This is a genomic window from Acinetobacter sp. A3 (genome assembly GCF_012371415.1).
Taxonomy (GTDB): Bacteria; Pseudomonadota; Gammaproteobacteria; order Pseudomonadales; family Moraxellaceae; genus Acinetobacter.
In genome coordinates this window covers 1-16,169 of record NZ_JAAZQW010000018.1, presented here as the reverse complement: position 1 = coordinate 16,169, position 16,169 = coordinate 1, and the positions used below count along the sequence as shown (strand labels likewise).

The 16,169-nt window shown below is 41.3% G+C and carries 14 protein-coding genes and 1 pseudogene; 10 read left to right on the top strand and 5 right to left on the bottom strand.

Going from position 1 to position 16,169, the window contains the following annotated elements:
* Positions 1–37 precede the first annotated feature (37 nt).
* The 3 genes from HHA42_RS07610 to HHA42_RS07600 form a co-directional block, all read right to left on the bottom strand.
* Positions 38–1,045, bottom strand: coding sequence for a PIN domain-containing protein (locus HHA42_RS07610; protein ID WP_168418516.1), 1,008 nt, complete (start codon positions 1,043–1,045; stop codon positions 38–40).
* Between the two features lie 15 nt (positions 1,046–1,060).
* Positions 1,061–2,026 (bottom strand): hypothetical protein, encoded by a 966-nt coding sequence (locus HHA42_RS07605; RefSeq protein WP_168418515.1) that lies wholly within the window; start codon positions 2,024–2,026, stop codon positions 1,061–1,063.
* A 146-nt stretch (positions 2,027–2,172) separates the two neighbouring features.
* Positions 2,173–2,415, bottom strand: a complete 243-nt coding sequence (locus HHA42_RS07600; RefSeq protein ID WP_154321065.1) for a SlyX family protein — start codon at positions 2,413–2,415, stop codon at positions 2,173–2,175.
* A gap of 35 nt (positions 2,416–2,450) precedes the next feature.
* Here HHA42_RS07600 and HHA42_RS07595 point away from each other — a divergent pair, with 35 nt between their 5' ends.
* From HHA42_RS07595 to HHA42_RS07585, 3 genes and pseudogenes are all read left to right on the top strand, one after another.
* Entirely contained in the window at positions 2,451–4,358 is a 1,908-nt protein-coding gene (locus HHA42_RS07595; RefSeq protein WP_168418514.1) for an ATP-binding cassette domain-containing protein, read from the top strand.
* A gap of 159 nt (positions 4,359–4,517) precedes the next feature.
* Positions 4,518–5,453, top strand: coding sequence for a lauroyl acyltransferase (locus HHA42_RS07590; RefSeq protein ID WP_168418513.1), 936 nt, complete (start codon positions 4,518–4,520; stop codon positions 5,451–5,453).
* 145 nt (positions 5,454–5,598) lie between these two features.
* Positions 5,599–6,452: pseudogene (locus HHA42_RS07585) on the top strand (hypothetical protein).
* A gap of 272 nt (positions 6,453–6,724) precedes the next feature.
* Here the strand turns inward: HHA42_RS07585 and HHA42_RS07580 are convergent.
* Entirely contained in the window at positions 6,725–7,852 is a 1,128-nt protein-coding gene (locus HHA42_RS07580; protein ID WP_168418511.1) for an endonuclease/exonuclease/phosphatase family protein, read from the bottom strand.
* A 187-nt stretch (positions 7,853–8,039) separates the two neighbouring features.
* Here HHA42_RS07580 and asd point away from each other — a divergent pair, with 187 nt between their 5' ends.
* The 5 genes from asd (at position 8,040) to truA (ending at position 13,949) form a co-directional block, all read left to right on the top strand.
* Complete coding sequence (gene asd / locus HHA42_RS07575) at positions 8,040–9,158, top strand: aspartate-semialdehyde dehydrogenase (protein WP_168418510.1); 1,119 nt, start codon at positions 8,040–8,042, stop codon at positions 9,156–9,158.
* A gap of 171 nt (positions 9,159–9,329) precedes the next feature.
* Entirely contained in the window at positions 9,330–10,739 is a 1,410-nt protein-coding gene (locus HHA42_RS07570; RefSeq protein ID WP_168418509.1) for a hypothetical protein, read from the top strand.
* A gap of 68 nt (positions 10,740–10,807) precedes the next feature.
* Entirely contained in the window at positions 10,808–12,112 is a 1,305-nt protein-coding gene (locus tag HHA42_RS07565; protein ID WP_168418508.1) for a fimbrial protein FimV, read from the top strand.
* A gap of 46 nt (positions 12,113–12,158) precedes the next feature.
* Complete coding sequence (locus HHA42_RS07560; RefSeq protein ID WP_168418507.1) at positions 12,159–13,139, top strand: asparaginase domain-containing protein; 981 nt, start codon at positions 12,159–12,161, stop codon at positions 13,137–13,139.
* Positions 13,140–13,151: 12 nt separating this feature from the next.
* On the top strand, positions 13,152–13,949 hold the full coding sequence (gene truA, locus HHA42_RS07555; RefSeq protein WP_168418506.1) for a tRNA pseudouridine(38-40) synthase TruA: 798 nt from the start codon (positions 13,152–13,154) through the stop codon (positions 13,947–13,949).
* A gap of 114 nt (positions 13,950–14,063) precedes the next feature.
* On the opposite strand, the gene HHA42_RS07550 is transcribed toward truA, so the two are convergent.
* Positions 14,064–15,071 carry an AraC family transcriptional regulator gene (locus HHA42_RS07550; RefSeq protein ID WP_168418505.1) on the bottom strand — a complete coding sequence of 336 codons (1,008 nt, stop codon included), beginning with the start codon at positions 15,069–15,071 and terminating at the stop codon, positions 14,064–14,066.
* Between the two features lie 230 nt (positions 15,072–15,301).
* Here HHA42_RS07550 and infA point away from each other — a divergent pair, with 230 nt between their 5' ends.
* The gene (gene infA / locus HHA42_RS07545; protein ID WP_001284370.1) at positions 15,302–15,523 is read left to right on the top strand and encodes a translation initiation factor IF-1; all 222 of its coding nucleotides are present in this window, start codon (positions 15,302–15,304) and stop codon (positions 15,521–15,523) included.
* A gap of 160 nt (positions 15,524–15,683) precedes the next feature.
* Complete coding sequence (locus HHA42_RS07540; RefSeq protein WP_168418504.1) at positions 15,684–16,091, top strand: hypothetical protein; 408 nt, start codon at positions 15,684–15,686, stop codon at positions 16,089–16,091.
* Positions 16,092–16,169: the final 78 nt, after the last annotated feature.

The window sequence follows — 16,169 nt, the reverse complement described above, 5'->3', positions numbered from 1 at the left end:
GACTAAAATCATAGGCTTTATCCGAAGCTTATGCTCTTTATGACAAAACTTCGGTATTAGGCTGCCCCATTAAATTTGCCTGAATTATTATTGTATTCAAACAAGTTTTGTCTAGACTAGCCCAAGCCTCAATCAAGGAATCGTTATATGTTAGTTTGGTACTCTCTTGTTTAACAATATTTTGCTTTATTAAAATATTGGTAAAATCTTGAGCCGATTGCTGAGTGTTTAACTTTAATACAGATTGAATCGAATTCAGTAAACTATTTAATTTTGCAGGTTTATTATTTCTAATTTTACTTAGATAATCACAATACTGTTTCACTCTTTGTAAATGCGGCTTAATCTGAATTTCATCAACTGATGGTAAAGCTTTACTTAAAGCCTGTACCTCACCTTTTTTTCTAATTTTAAGAGCTTCTTTCATCCTAGATAGCTCATAACTTACAGTCTGATCTTTAATCTGAATTAATTGATAATCTTTTAACTGCTCAATAATTTTTCTAGTATTGCTTGTATATCCTTTTAACCAAGACTTTAAAGCATTGTTTAATGAATTAAATTGTTTTGGTTGATTTTTTAAGAGTAATTGAATTGCAAACAGTAAAGGTTTCATCTCATCAGAGCTTAAATCAATTTCCTGATTTATTAATTTAAACTCTTTACTAGGTGAAGATGAGATATCCTTTTTTAACTGTTGAGACTTAAAACCCATTACTGTCAATAAATCAACAATATATTCAATTTTCTTATCATTCGACATAACATCAAATTCAATATTTGATTTATCCATTTGAATAGACAACTGACCAGCTAAGAAAGCCAACCCAAAGTCTGCAGCATCTGGTCCTATCTTAGGCATTTTAATAAGAACAAGCTTTTTCTTAGTCACAAAATCAGAAAGCATCTGCAAACCGTCCAAGCTTAAATTTATAGGTGATTTTGCATACACCAAATACACATATTGATATTGAGCTAAGTATTTCAAAAGCTCTTTTTCAGTTTTTTGAATATTTTCGATGTCTACTAATAATATTTTTTTCATATACCCTCAGTCTTATCAACTCAAAAACATTTCATGGCTATACAGCACTTCATGCCCATTCCAATAAATATAGCCTTTTTCAATCAGTTCTTTGAGCAATAAGCGAATGTCAGATTTTGGAAAAAGTCGTTCCAATAAATCACGCAACTCATAAATATCTTTAGGCTTATCACCTTTTAGCTCACGTAGTTTTTTTGCCACTTCCCATTGCACAGGGTCAATTTGGCTAAAGTTTTTAAACAACGCATGCTGAGGATGCAATTCTGCAACTTCTGCTTGCTCCGCTAGCGTAGACTTTTCTGTCACCTCTTGAATGGGCTCTGCTACAGCATCTAAATCTAACTGCACCCATTGTTTCAGTACTTTTTTACGGAAACTGATCTGCTCATCTACACGTTTAACAATTTTTAGGTTAATCAACATGCCCAACACATGCTGTGCCTTATCTGCTTCAAGCTGCAAAATATTGGCGATCGAGTTTTTTAAAGCGTCTTGATTCGTCGGTTTACCTGACATTTTTGCCAACGCATCACAGTATTTTTTCACCAACAGCAATTCAGGCTTACTGCGAATTGCTGCAGGGCTCGGTAATTGATGTTTACTTTTCGCAGCCTGTACTTCAGGCTGAATATGAATCAGGTGACAAGCGATTTCTGAAGCCTGCAACATTTCCAATAAAATCTGAATACTGTCTGCGGCAGAAATGACTTCAACCTGTGTATCTGGCTCAAGCAGCGCCATGAGTTGCCCCACCACCACAGCATATTCAAACTCTTTAAATTCAGCACGTGGGCTATCTAAAATAATGAGCTGACCTGTACTAACCCAGCCTGCGAACTCGGTTAAATCTTGCAGGCTGTATTCAAATTTTCCTGCACAATTAAACAGATACACACTAGGATGATGCTCAACAATCTCTCGCAACAAAGTCGCGGTAGGCATGTTGTTTTCAAGATCAAGTAACACAACTTTAGAAGACATAAATTTTAGCGGACACGGGTAGATTTTAAGATTTAGGCGCAGCAGCCGAGCATTACAACGGGAAGTATCGTAAAGGTCAAATAAAATTCATGTCTGACATTGTTTTGATCTCAACTCCCTTCCCTATATTTATGCGTCTTCAAGCCTTAATAATGCGGTGGACGGTTAGTCAGTGGGTCAAATGGTGCAATGCCTTCCGACAAATCGGCAGACTCAACCCGTTGATACAACAATTGCATTTGTTGCTTTAAATCCGCAATTTCCAGACTTTGACGTACCACTTGTTCATTCAATTGTTCAACTAAATCGTCCAAAAATGCAATTCGCACTTGCAAATCTTCAATGGGTGCGGAAAATGACGCCTGATCATCTATACTTTGTTTAGTCATTTCAAATCCTCATTTGAGATTTTTTAGGAAACACTATGGCCTATATTACTTTAAGGGATGTCCAACTTGCATTTGGTGGACCTGCCTTGCTCGACGGCGCGAATTTTAACCTAGAACGTGGCGAACGAGTGTGTTTGATTGGCCGTAATGGGGAAGGTAAGTCTACTCTACTTAAACTGATTGAAGGAAGTTTACTACCCGATGCCGGTGAAGTATCGCTGCAAAATGGCATCACTATTTCTATGCTGGCACAAGATGTACCGATGTCATCTGGTAAAGTGGCTGATATTGTGGCCGATGGTGCAGGTGAAGCAGCTGCGGTGCTCAAAGCCTACCATGAAGCCAGCGATGCCTGTGTATTGGGCGATATGGATGCCTGTGATCGCATGGGGAACCTGCAACACAAGTTGGATCAGCTGGATGGCTGGGCGCTAGAAAATAAGGTCAATGCCATTTTAAGTAAAATGGGACTGGATCCGAATGCAGACTTGGCCGATTTATCGGGCGGACGTAAACGTCGTGTGTTGTTGGCACGTGCCCTGCTCACACAGCCTGATGTGTTGTTATTAGATGAGCCAACTAACCACTTGGATGTAGAAAGTATTGAATGGTTAGAAAAATTCTTACTCGATCAAAACAATTTAACCCTGCTGTTTATTTCGCATGACCGTGCTTTTGTAGACAGTATTGCCACTCGTATTGTCGAGCTAGATCGTGGTGTGTTACGCAGCTATGAAGGCAACTATTCACGCTATTTAGATTTAAAAGCACAGCAACTTGAAGCTGAAGAAAAACAAAACGCACTATTTGATAAAAAACTGGCCGAAGAAGAAGCATGGATTCGCCAAGGCATTAAAGCACGTCGTACCCGTAACGAAGGACGTGTGCGTGCCTTAAAAGCCTTACGTGAAGAATCGAAGGCTCGTCGCTTCCAACAAGGCAAAGTCAATATGGCTGCACAGGAAGCCAACCGCTCAGGCAAACTTGTTTTTGAAATTGAACATTTACAAGTTGCCTTTGGCAATCAAGCACCAATTATTAAAGACTTTTCGGCATTGGTTTTACGTGGCGACCGTATTGGTTTAGTGGGTGACAACGGTGTGGGTAAAACTACACTGATTAAAGCCATTTTGGGTGAAATTGAGCATGGCGGTTCTGTCAAAACAGGAACACAGCTCGAAATTGCCTATTTTGACCAATTGCGTAACGTCTTGGATTTGGAAAAATCAGTTAAAGATAACGTATCTGAAGGTTCAGATTTTGTAGATGTAAACGGACAACGTCGTCATATCTATAGTTATTTGCAAGACTTTTTATTTTCACCTGAACGTGCACGTACGCCTGTTAAAGCCTTGTCTGGCGGTGAACGCAACCGCATCTTACTGGCAAAATTATTACTTAAACCATCTAACTTAATTGTGATGGATGAGCCAACAAATGACTTGGATATGGTCACTTTAGAATTGCTTGAGGAAATGCTCAGCGACTATAAAGGAACTTTATTACTGATTTCACACGACCGTGCCTTTATGGACAACGTAGTGACTTCAACTTGGGTGTTTGATGGCAAAGGCAATATTGATGAATATATTGGCGGCTATCAGGACTATTTGCAGCAGCGTCCAGACCAAACTGTGGTTGATCAAAAAAGTGATGTAAAAAAAGCTGTTGCCAAAGCCGAGGCTGCAGCTGCCGCGCCACAAGCGAAAAAAGTCAAATTAAGCTACAAAGATCAACGTGCTTTGGAGCAATTACCAGGCGAAATTGAAGCATTGGAGCAGGAACAAGCAGAATTGTCTGAAAAACTGGCAGATGGCTCTTGGTTTGTAACGGATGCTGAAGCCGCCACCAAAGCCTCACAGCGTTTGGCAGAAATTGATGAAGAGCTATTGGAAAAACTAGAACGCTGGGATGAGTTAGAAAATCTGGCCAATGGTAACTAGGTAAATAAGCTCGAGGGATATGTCAAACGTGTTTAAGCGCTAGGCATAAATCCTCTAAAATCAGACCTCTTAAAGCATCTTTCCCATTGGACGGATGCTTTTTAATTTTAAAATCGGTTCATGCTACACTGCAACGATGCAACAAGCGATCTGGATATTATGAGTCAACGCACTGAATTTCAACCTGGTGAATTTCAATGGTCTTTCCTGTTACCCAAATACTGGGGGGTATGGATTGGCATCGTTTTTCTCATGATTTTAGCCATTTTACCATGGGCAATTCAGTATCGTTTGGCACAGTTTTTGGGCAATTTAGCCTTTAAAAGCATGAAGTCGCGTCGGTTGACCACCTTACGCAATTTAGAAGTGTGTTTCCCTGAATGGAATGAAGCGCAACTGCATGAAAATGCACGACAAGTGTTTGTAGATCAAATGCTCGGTGTATTTGAAACGCTTAACGCATGGTACAACCCACAATGGTTTAAAGGTCGTACCCAAGTTGAAGGTTTAGAGCATATTCAGCAGGCGCAGAGTGCAGGTCGTGGTGTTTTGCTTTTGGGCACTCATTCTACTTTGCTCGATGCGGGTGGTTATGTCTGTGCCCAATATTTTGATCCTGACGTGGTCTATCGCCCACAAAACAATCCGTTATTAGACATGCTCATTTACCGTTGTCGCGCCACCATTTATGGTCATCAAATTGACCACGATGATATGCGTGGCTTAATCCGACAATTAAAAAACGGTCGTGCGATTTGGTATAGCCCAGATCAGGATTTTGGTTTAAAACAAGGGGTGATGGCGCCATTTTTTGGCGTGCCTGCAGCCACAGTCACGGCGCATCGTCGTCTGTTAAAAATAACCAAAGCCGCTGCAATTCCGTTATATTTTTACCGTACAGGTGAGCTTGCCAACCCTCAATATAAAGTGTTGATTGAACCTGAACTGTTAGATTTTCCAAGTGCAGATGAACTAGCAGATGCCACGCGCACCAATTTTATTATTGAGCAACAACTACGCATCGCTCCTACCCAATATATGTGGTTTCATCGTCGGTTTAAAACGCGTCCTGAAGGTTATCCTAAGATCTACTAATCATGTAGATCTTTAAGCTTGTATTAAAAATATTCTTACACCCTTAAGTAGAACTAAAAATATTTTGTTATAAAATAATTATTTAGTGATTTTTTAGACTATATCTATTAACCTCCAGTTTTAGTTTTTATTCTAGAGGGTTCAAATGTCCAAATTAGAAGTCCGACAAGAAAATCATAAAATTTTTGTCTTTAAGAAAATTTTTGAGTTTGAGGCAGCAAAACAACAAGCGGAGAAAAAGAAACTAAATGCTTTTGGAATGTTTGCTAAGTTTAATCCTCTGAAACGCCCAACAGAAGAAACTGTACTGCTCAGCAATCAAATCTTACGCTACGAACCATTTTGGTTTGTAGCGAGTAAAAGAACTATAAATTATAACTGCTCTGTTACCTATCCAGTTCCCGTACACAACCCAAACGCTGTAACTATCGTCATAAACAATGGGCAAAGTGAACAGCTTTATCCTGTCATGCGCCAACAAGATAAAGCCAAAATAGATGTTCAAGTGATTGAAAAATGCCATAGAGTGATTGAATACTCTACCCATTTAGATGGTTTAAAACGAGAGTTAAAATCAAATGTTTTTATAGATTATAAAAAAAATTTGCCCATGACGAAGTCGACTCCGTTACTGTAGAAAATGTTTTACAACCCCTACTATCCCTAGATTCACTGACTGGCTTAGTCCGCTCAGAGTTACAAAATCAAGTCGTTAATGCTTCAAATATTGAAGATGACTTTGAAGAAATTACGTCCTTACATCTCTACTTCAGACCAGTGTATGCTTTTGAATACCATTGGTCAGCCGCAGATAAAATTGGAGTCATTGAGGTTGATGGACTAACGGGTGAAATTATTGAAAACGGGAACTGGTTCAAAAATACTTTTGATCAAGCATTTACTAGAGATAATCTGGTTGAGTTAAGTGCAGAACTGGCAAGTACTGTTGTCCCAGGTGGTGGTACAGTAATAAAAATAGCATCCAAAGTAATAAATTAACCCCCTAAAAAAATCATCGCCCGAGTTCTACTTCCTGTAAAACTCGGGCTCATGAGGTTGTGCTTTCAAAACTTATTGTTATTTTATTATGTGGCATTCCTTACCTACATCATATCCTTGATGTTCATCCATCGGCGTCGTCTTCCTTAATGGGATATTCCGTTCCCGAGTCCTTGTGCCGATGAAGTAATCTTAACCAGATCAGTCAGAATAAACTATGCGCCATGTGCCTAAATCCGTGTAAGCTATTTCGTACACTTTTCGATTGATTTCTAAACCGATTTACCCTGCTCTTTATACGGCTGCGCAATTTCATCTGTCACAATCTTTTCTTCTAGCTCAGCTTTTTCAATGCCTTCCTGAATTGCGTCCTGTGCTTCTTGCTCATCGGCATCAGTTTGAGGCAACTCTTCTTGAATCCGATCAAAAATACGCCCTGTCTGCAAAACCACATACACAGGAAAATGATCCGAGCCGATATGTGCTAAGCGTTTCATCTTGACCAAAGCAAAGTCTGTACTATGAAAAACATGGTCTAACGACCAACGCAGCAAGGGATAATCTGCATGAAAGGTATTGATGTAATGACGTCCTACCCGTGGATCAAGTAAGCCACTAATCCGCTGAAACAGTCGTGTCGTACGTGACCATGCCACATCGTTTAAATCTCCCATAACAATGCAACTTTCATCCAAATCTTTGATTTGATCACCCACAATAAGTAGCTCTGCATCACGCAAAGTTGAATCTTTGGCTTCAGTTGGGCTTGGTGGTTTAGGATGCAAACAATATAGCTGCACAGGTTGTCCTGAAGGCAAAAATACAGTGGTATGAATGGACGGAATTTCATCACTGAGAATAAATTTAATTTCTGTATCTTTGAGTGGCAAACGGCTATACAAATGCATCCCGTACAAATTATCTAAAGGAACTGCGACCCGATATGGATAATCCACCTCAATTTCAGTCAAAGCCTGTTGCCAAATTTGGTCAGACTCCAAGGTCAAAACCAAATCGGGTTTCAGTTGCTGAATTTGTTCAATGAGCAAATGATGCTTTTGATTGGGCGTCAGCACATTGGACACAATTAAAGAAATTTGTTTTTCAGGGTTCAATTGTTCAGGACGAACTTGCTTCACCTGTTTTTTCCACAATAAAGTGTACGGCAAGACCATTTTGAGTTGATAAGCCAAAGCAGCAATCACGCCAATCAAGATCACTTGGCGTGACATATCCCATGGATGTTCCCAAACTAGCAATAAAATAAAGGCAATAATCCCCAATGCTAAAATTTGCAAACGCGGAAAATCTGCGCCCCGAATCCACCACTCATCACGCGGAATCAGCGACCAAAAACTGAGCCAAATCACCAATATTGCCAGTATCTCCACCCAAATCATGTTGTCTAACTCACTTGTATTTTTTGATTTTTCTTGCTTGAAACAAATGTTATCAATTTGTATGTAACATAAACTAGAGATTTCACTCAATAATACTCATGTTTTGTTCATGTAATGCTTGCAGTTGCGCCCCCTTTTGATAAACTCATACTCCTTTTTGTTTTTTAACGCACCGAGGCAAAGTGACATGAAAGTAGGTCTGGTCGGTTGGCGCGGGATGGTCGGTTCCGTCCTTATGCAACGTATGGTTGAAGAAAATGATTTTGCTCATTTTGAGCCATTCTATTTCTCTACCAGTAATGCTGGCGGTGAAGCACCAGCGTTTGGTGGTAAGACTGCTCCAGCACTTATGGATGCAACAGACCTAAACAGTCTGAAGCAAATGGATGTCATTATTACCTGTCAAGGTGGTGACTATACTTCTGAAGTTTTTCCAAAGCTTAAAGCTGAAGGCTGGAATGGCTACTGGATTGACGCAGCATCTACCCTACGTATGGATGATGAAGCCATTATCGTGCTTGACCCTGTCAACATGAATGTCATTAAAGATGGCTTGGTGAATGGCACTAAAACTTTCGTGGGCGGAAACTGTACTGTTTCACTCATGTTGATGGGCTTGGGCTCACTGTTCCAAAACAATTTAGTGGAATGGGCGACGTCAATGACTTATCAGGCAGCTTCTGGTGCAGGTGCGCAAAACATGCGTGAGCTGATTACAGGCATGGGCTACCTCTACAACAACACCAAAGACTTGTTGGATGATCCACGCTCACCAATTTTAGACATTGACTCTAAAATTGCAGCATTACAACGTGGCGAAGGTTTCCCATCAGAAAACTTTGGTGTGCCTTTAGCGGGTTCTTTAATTCCATACATAGACAAGCAGCTTGAAAGCGGCCAATCGAAAGAAGAATGGAAAGGTCAAGTTGAAACGAACAAGATCTTAGGCAATCAGCAGATCGTTCCAATTGATGGTCACTGTGTACGTATTGGTGCAATGCGTTGTCACTCTCAGGCAATCACCTTGAAGCTGAAAAAAGACGTACCATTGAATGAAATTGAAGATATGATTCGTCAATCAAGCCAATGGGCTAAAGTTGTTCCAAATACTCGTGAAGCATCTATGACTGATCTTACACCTGTAGCTGTGACTGGTACTTTAACTGTTCCTGTGGGTCGTTTGCGTAAAATGAACATGGGCAAAGAGTACTTAGGTGCATTCACTGTAGGTGACCAATTACTTTGGGGTGCTGCTGAGCCATTACGCCGCATGTTACGCATCTTAATTGATTACAAAAACGCCTAAATACTCGCTTGATCACTCAATCATTTTGATGTTGTGATCTAGCAGCAAAAAGCCAGTCAAATTTTGACTGGCTTTTTTTATGTAATCGGTGTGTTAATATTTTACAATCGACCTACAACTCGCTACTCTATCCTTTTCGCCTTGCGATAAATGACCGAGCTAACAATTAAGATGACTGTATATAACAAATTAAAGATCGCCATTTTATCTATTTTGGCTTCGCAGCAAATGTATGCAATGAATGTTGACCCAATTCAAATTCAGTCAACAGCTGGGGAATTGCTTTATGCTGAAATCAACTTTCATCAATCCAATATTAATGAACCGATTGATGTAAGTTTGGCCACGGCAGAAGATTTAATGTCTATTGGTGCAAGCCATCGTCCACCAGGCCATCTTAACTTTTTTACCCGCCGCAACGGCAATGGTACAGGGGTCATTACCATTACCTCCTCACGACCTCTGACAGAGTCTGAGCTTAATATTGTGGTTAAAATTAAAGAAGGTAATGCAACACGTTTACAGCATATTCGTACACCATTAAAGCGCAGTACACCTGCCCCGCTCGCCGCAACGCAGCGCAGTAATGAACAGGCTTTAACCCCTGTGATGATCGTGAATGAGCAAGATATTGCCTTAAATTTACCTGTAAGCACTCATTACCAAGTTGAAACACCAAAGGCGATTGAGCGTAATGCGTTTGAAGCACCGCTTACCATTCAGCGCAGTGCTCCTCCTGCGCTCAATCAGCAGCAAGTGACTGTAGTACAAACAGCACCAAGCCGCAGCAGCACAACAGCAAGTAACACCGTGGTTAACACAACACCAGAGCAACAAATCAGCAATCCCACAACACCTAAAACGACGACCACAACATCCTCTGTGACTGTGGCACAACAATCTGCTGATCCTTTGGTTCAAAAATTTGCTGCCGAACAGCGTGCAAAACAAGCAGCTCAAGCTAAACCCGAATCACCAGCCAGCAAACCTGCTCAAACAGCAACAACCAAAGCAAAACCAAGCGTGACAGCACCAAGCAAGACTCAACATGTGGTGCAATCAAATGAGTCTTTATGGGCAATTGCCTCACGTATTGCGGGTGAAAATAACCAGCCTGTTGCAAAAGTCATGCAACAAATTAAAGCCAATAATGAGCATGCTTTTATTCAGGGAGATGCCAATCGTTTACGTCGTGGTGCAACCCTAAACCTACAGACACAAGCAGGTACAAAAGCCCAGAAAAAAGCAACGATTCCAGTGCCTGAACAAGCCACGGCAGCACAATCTGGCAAAGCCAAATATCGTTTGAATCAGGCTGAAATGAGCCTTGTCGCTGAAAATCAACAAGACTCCACCCATGGTTCTGCGAAAAAGAACACACAATCCACACAAACTTCGGGTGACTTGTCATTAAAAGTTATGACATCCCGCGAGAAAACCGTTAAATTACAAAAGAACGTAACAGAATTAGAATTGGCATTACGTCAGAAGGATCACAGAATTCAATTACTCAATGCGCGCTTGGCTGAACTGCAACAACAATTGCAAAAACAACAAGCAGCAAATAAGCCAAAACACTAAATGTTACTTACAATGATTTTTTTGGGATATAAGGTCAAACACGCACCACATCCTCAAGGGGTATAAACATGCTGATTTATGTGATTCCGTTTATTTTGCTACTGGTAATCGCAATTTTCTTGAAAAAGCGTGAAGCAAGTAAAGAAGCTGAACCAACCACCAAAAAAGCAGCAACGCCAGCAAAAAGTAGTGCAAAAAAAACCACGACTACAAAAAAAACGGCACAAAAATCAGTTGCTGTTGAAGATGTGGTACCTGCAGCACAGCACTCTACCCCTGTACCTGTTAAAATTCAGACGAATATTGAAAATCTGATTAAGGAACGTAATTTCTTTGCTGCAGAAGCACAGATCAATCAGGCCTTAAAACGCGATAATTCTTTACACGGTCTGTATTTATTCTTGCTCGACATTCATTTACAGCAAAAAGATGAGTTTGCGATTGATCAATTGCTGAATCATTTACGCTCTTTAGAGTTAGATGATATTTTGACGCAGGCCGAAGCGAAAAAGGCCAGCTATGTACGTGAGAGCATTGAAGAAAAATCAGCTGACGAGACCTCTCAATCCGCTTCTAATGCTAGCTTAGACTTCACTGCACCATCTAGCACACCTAATCAAACTGCATCATTTGACCAGTTACAACACGAATTAACTTCAAATAAAACTACAGATACTGCAGCTGGCTTAGAATTTGATACCTCATCATTAAACTTAAGCCCTGCTGCACCTGTAGAAAAAGCAGCTGAGCCTGAAGTAAAAGCAAAACCTGCTGCTTTAGACTTTAATTTTTCTGTAGATACTGCACCAGCAACAGAGAAAACTGAAGTACCTACAATTACACCTGAGCCAAGTACAAGTGCTACAGAAGCAGCCCAACCGCTTGAATTTTCTTTTGATTTAGAGCCAAATAAAACTGAAACTGTAGCACCTGAAACACCAGCAAGTGCACCTGCTACAACTGAAGCCCCAAGTTTAGACTTTGACTTTTCAACAACAGAAACCCCTGCGGCTGTTGAAGCAAAAACTGAACCTGCTACATCTGAATTCAATTTCACATTTGACAGCGCACCTGCTCCAGAAACAACAACTGAAGCAGAAGCCCCAGCTGAGGTCATAGCTACTCCAACTCTAGAGCAAGAAACGACAACTGCTCCTGTTGCTGCAACCGTTGACCTGAATGACCCGTTGGTTAAATCATTCCCTGATTTAGCTCAGGTTGATGAAATTCAATTAAATTTAGACTTGGCTGCTCAATATATCGAATTAGGTGCTTTTGATGCTGCCAAGGCCTTACTCAGCGAGCAAGATGCAGATTACTCAACTGAACAACGCCAACGTGCCGATCAGTTACTGAATCAAATCGCTTCTTGAAGCAAATCCAATTAAGATAAAGCAGTCATCCTTGACTGCTTTTTTTATGATGAAAAAAATTGCTTTGATTTATATGGGCGGCACCTTTGGCTGTGTCGGCGAACCCCTAAGTCCAATGCCTGCTGAGCAATTTCTACCTCGCTTAGCACAAGTCCTCCCCCTAAATTTAGATATTGAATGTTTTGTTGCACCTGTTATTAAAGACAGTAGCGCCTGTACCGCAGCAGACTGGCTATTACTGATTCAATATATTCAACAATTACAACAACAAGATTTTCAGCATTTTGTGATTCTGCATGGCACTGACACTCTCAGCTATGCCAGTGCGGTATTGGCACGTTTTTTAACGCATTCTGCTCACGTCATTTTAACCGGTAGCCAATATCCGCTTTTAAATACACAAGGCACAGACACCCGTGAATTTAGTGATGCACTCGACAACCTAAATTTTGCTTTAGCACAGATTCATCAAGTGAATCCAGGCGTGTATCTAGCTTTTCATCACCAACTCATTCACGCTGCAACAGCCCTGAAACAACACACCACGGAGCTGAATGCGTTTACAGGGCAATCTGCTTTAGCCTGCAGTGGAATTCAACCTTACGATGAGCCACCGTTAAGCATCACAGCTCAGCATATTGAAAAAGCTCAGCACTTTAACTGCCTCAATTGGATGCTACAACCGATTGCACTTTCAGCCTTGATACAGAATTTAAAAGCCTTACAACAACATCCACCCCACTGTCTGATTTTACAAAGTTATGGCACAGGCAATATGGCAGTCAATGCCGAGGTCATCGCCCTGATTCATGCCCTGCAAAGCCAGCAATGTGCAGTGATTCTCACCACACAAGTCACCTTTGGAGCAATAGAACAACGCTATGCCATCAGCCAATGGTTGCAGGACAGTAAAATTTTTATCAGCAATTGCCACAGCCATGCAGATCTGTATGCAAAAGCCTTAAAAATGCATTTACAATACGACAGCCTTGCACAGTGGTATGCGCATTGGCATTCTTCAGTGTAATTTGAGGTCATTATGCAGCGTTTTGCAGTCGGAATTGAATTTTGTGGCATTCGTTATCGCGGCTGGCAAACCCAGCAAGCAGGCGTGCCGAGTGTGCAGGAAACTATGGAAAAAGTCCTGAGCAAAATTGCCGATGAACCAATTATTTTACACGGTGCAGGACGTACCGATGCTGGCGTGCACGCAACCAATATGGTGGCGCATTTTGATACTCATGCCATTCGCCCTGAACGTGGCTGGTTAATGGGTGCCAACAGCCAACTGCCTAAAGATATTGCGATTCAATGGATTAAGGCTATGGACATGGATTTTCATGCCCGTTTTAAGGCACAGGCACGCCGCTATCGCTATGTGGTTTACAATAATCCGCAACGTCCTGCCTTATTGCACAAGCAAGTTACGCATGCTTATTATCCCTTAGATGTCGACAAAATGATTGCGGCTGCACAGAAATTTGAAGGTACGCATAATTTTGAGAGTTTTCGTGCTGCTGCATGTCAGTCCAATCAACCTGTACGCCATGTCAGCCATTGCCGCCTGATTCGTCACGGCAATTATTTGGTGCTGGATATTCAAGCTGATGGCTTTTTGCATCACATGGTTCGCAATATCATGGGGTGCTTATTGGAGATTGGGCAAGGGCTGTATGAAATTGACCATATTGACCAAATTTTTGCAGCACAAGATCGTAAAGCTGCAGGCATTACCGCCCCACCTGACGGCTTATATTTTATTCAGGCGCATTATCCGGAACAGTTTAATTTACCCAAAGTTCCTTTAGGGCCGCATTGGTTAAACATGCCTGAATAATTTCTTTTTCAAAATTTTAGTCCCCCTAACCTCCTGATCAGAGAAGAACTAAATTCCCTGAAAAAGTGCAGCAATGAAAAATCCCTCCATTTAGGAGGGACTTGAACAGGCAACTTAACGCTGTTTGCGCTTTCTATATTCCACAGGGGTTTCATTGGTCCAGCGCTTAAATGCACGGTAAAACGTGCTTGGCTCAGAGAAACCCGTTAAGTACACAATTCGCTCCACACTTTCATTGGTATTAGAAAGTAAGCGTTTCGCCAAACGACAGCGATAATCTGACAAAATCTGCTGAAAACTGGTATTGGCTTCACTCAATTGCGTACGTAAGCGACGTGGTGTAATATTCAATTGTGCCGCCACTGTTTCCAGTGTAGTTTCACCACTTTCCAAGGTAGAGCCAATGGCACGTCGTACCTCACCCACCAAATCATAACGTGCCAATTCCTGCAGCTTTTCCAATGCCAGTTGCTCATGTAACTGCAGCAGCTCAGGTTCAGCCTGCCAAAGCGGATACTCTAAAATACTTGGATCAAAGTACAAACGAGTTTCTTTTTGCCCCAAGCTTACTGGACATTCAAACACCCGAAAGTATTCATCATCCATTGCCCCTTCACTAAAATTGAAGTCGATATAAATGGGTTGAAATCTGCCTTCAGTAATGAATTTAAAAAAGCGCAGTACACCCGACATGGCACATTCAGAAAAGTGGCGATTGACAATATTTTCAGACCACGGCTGCACCCCGTTGGTCAAATAACAACGGTCATCCTCAACCACCAGTTTGGCATCAAAGGCATCACTAATCAGACGTTGATAGGCCAAGGCACGCTTTAAGCCTTCACCAAAGTTTTCTGAAGAAATAAACAAGTGCTCAATCACTTGCCCTCGGTACAATGGCAAATGCTCACCCAAGTGCAAACCAATATCAGGGTCTTTACTGACTTCTTCAGCTGCAACCCAAAACGCATATTGTGCATTTAAAGGCGTACGTTGATTGGCATCGACCTGATTTAAGGCCACGCCTGCTTTTGTTAAAATTTCTTCGGTTGGCAACCCCGCACGACGAATCGCTTGGTAGCCTAATCGCAATACAACCGATGCATCAGTTAGCTGACCCACGCAAAAACCTTCCTTGTATGTACTTCATTTATACCCAAAAAGATTGAAATTAGATTAACTGCGATTGACCGAACTGACAACCTACCCAAGCCCCTTTTTACAGAAAAAGTATAAACCGATGATTCGCTTATTTTACTAACAGATGCGCGGCGTATAGGGTAAAGCATCTTGATTTTTTCAGAAAAATTGCCTATAATTTGCGCCTTTCCAATTTGATACTCAGGTAGGCCATGGCCAATAAAGAGGAACTCATCGAGTTCGAAGGCGTTGTCACCGAAACGCTTCCTAATACTATGTTTCGTGTACGTTTAGAAAACGGTCATGAAGTGATTGCTCACATTTCTGGTAAAATGCGTAAACACTATATTCGCATTTTAACAGGCGACAGTGTGAAGGTTGAAATGACACCTTACGACTTAACCAAGGGTCGCATCACTTACCGCGCACGCTAAGTTTTAGAGTAAGCTAAAGCCACTTCCAGAGTGGCTTTTTTACGTTCTTTTTTAAAAATTCTTCCATTCTCAAACCTTTTCTAGCTACCGCCTATCGAATCGCAACATTTCTTCCAGCTTTGCTCGCTACAATAAAATTTTGAGCAATAGAGAAAAGTTTATGTTTTTTCGATCTTGCGTTGCTTGTATAACAGGTCTTTTTGCACTCAGTTTTGTGGCGTGTAGCAGCAATCCCCCACATTCTACTTTAAACCGCGATGCGTATTTACAGCAATTTATTGGTCAATCTAGCCAATATATCCTGACCCATCTGCAATTAAGCCAAATTGGCTATCAACAACTTGGTGCAGCTCAAGCTACCCCTCAATTGCTACATTACCGTATCATTCGTCCTGTACGTGTTCCGATCCCTATGGCGCAGCATCCCACTACAGGTATTAGTGCTGTTCCATTAAATATCGGTATCCCGAGTCATGAAAGTTACGATGTTGCACTGACTTGTGATTTGTATTTTCGCCTACAGCAGGGTATTGCTACCGCAGTGTATGTTTCAGGACAACGCTGTTAATTCTGTTCCTTAAAATGTATTCAAACATACTCAAGGACTAATTCGCACTCTGTTAATGTCTTGTTGCCAAGCGTGTAA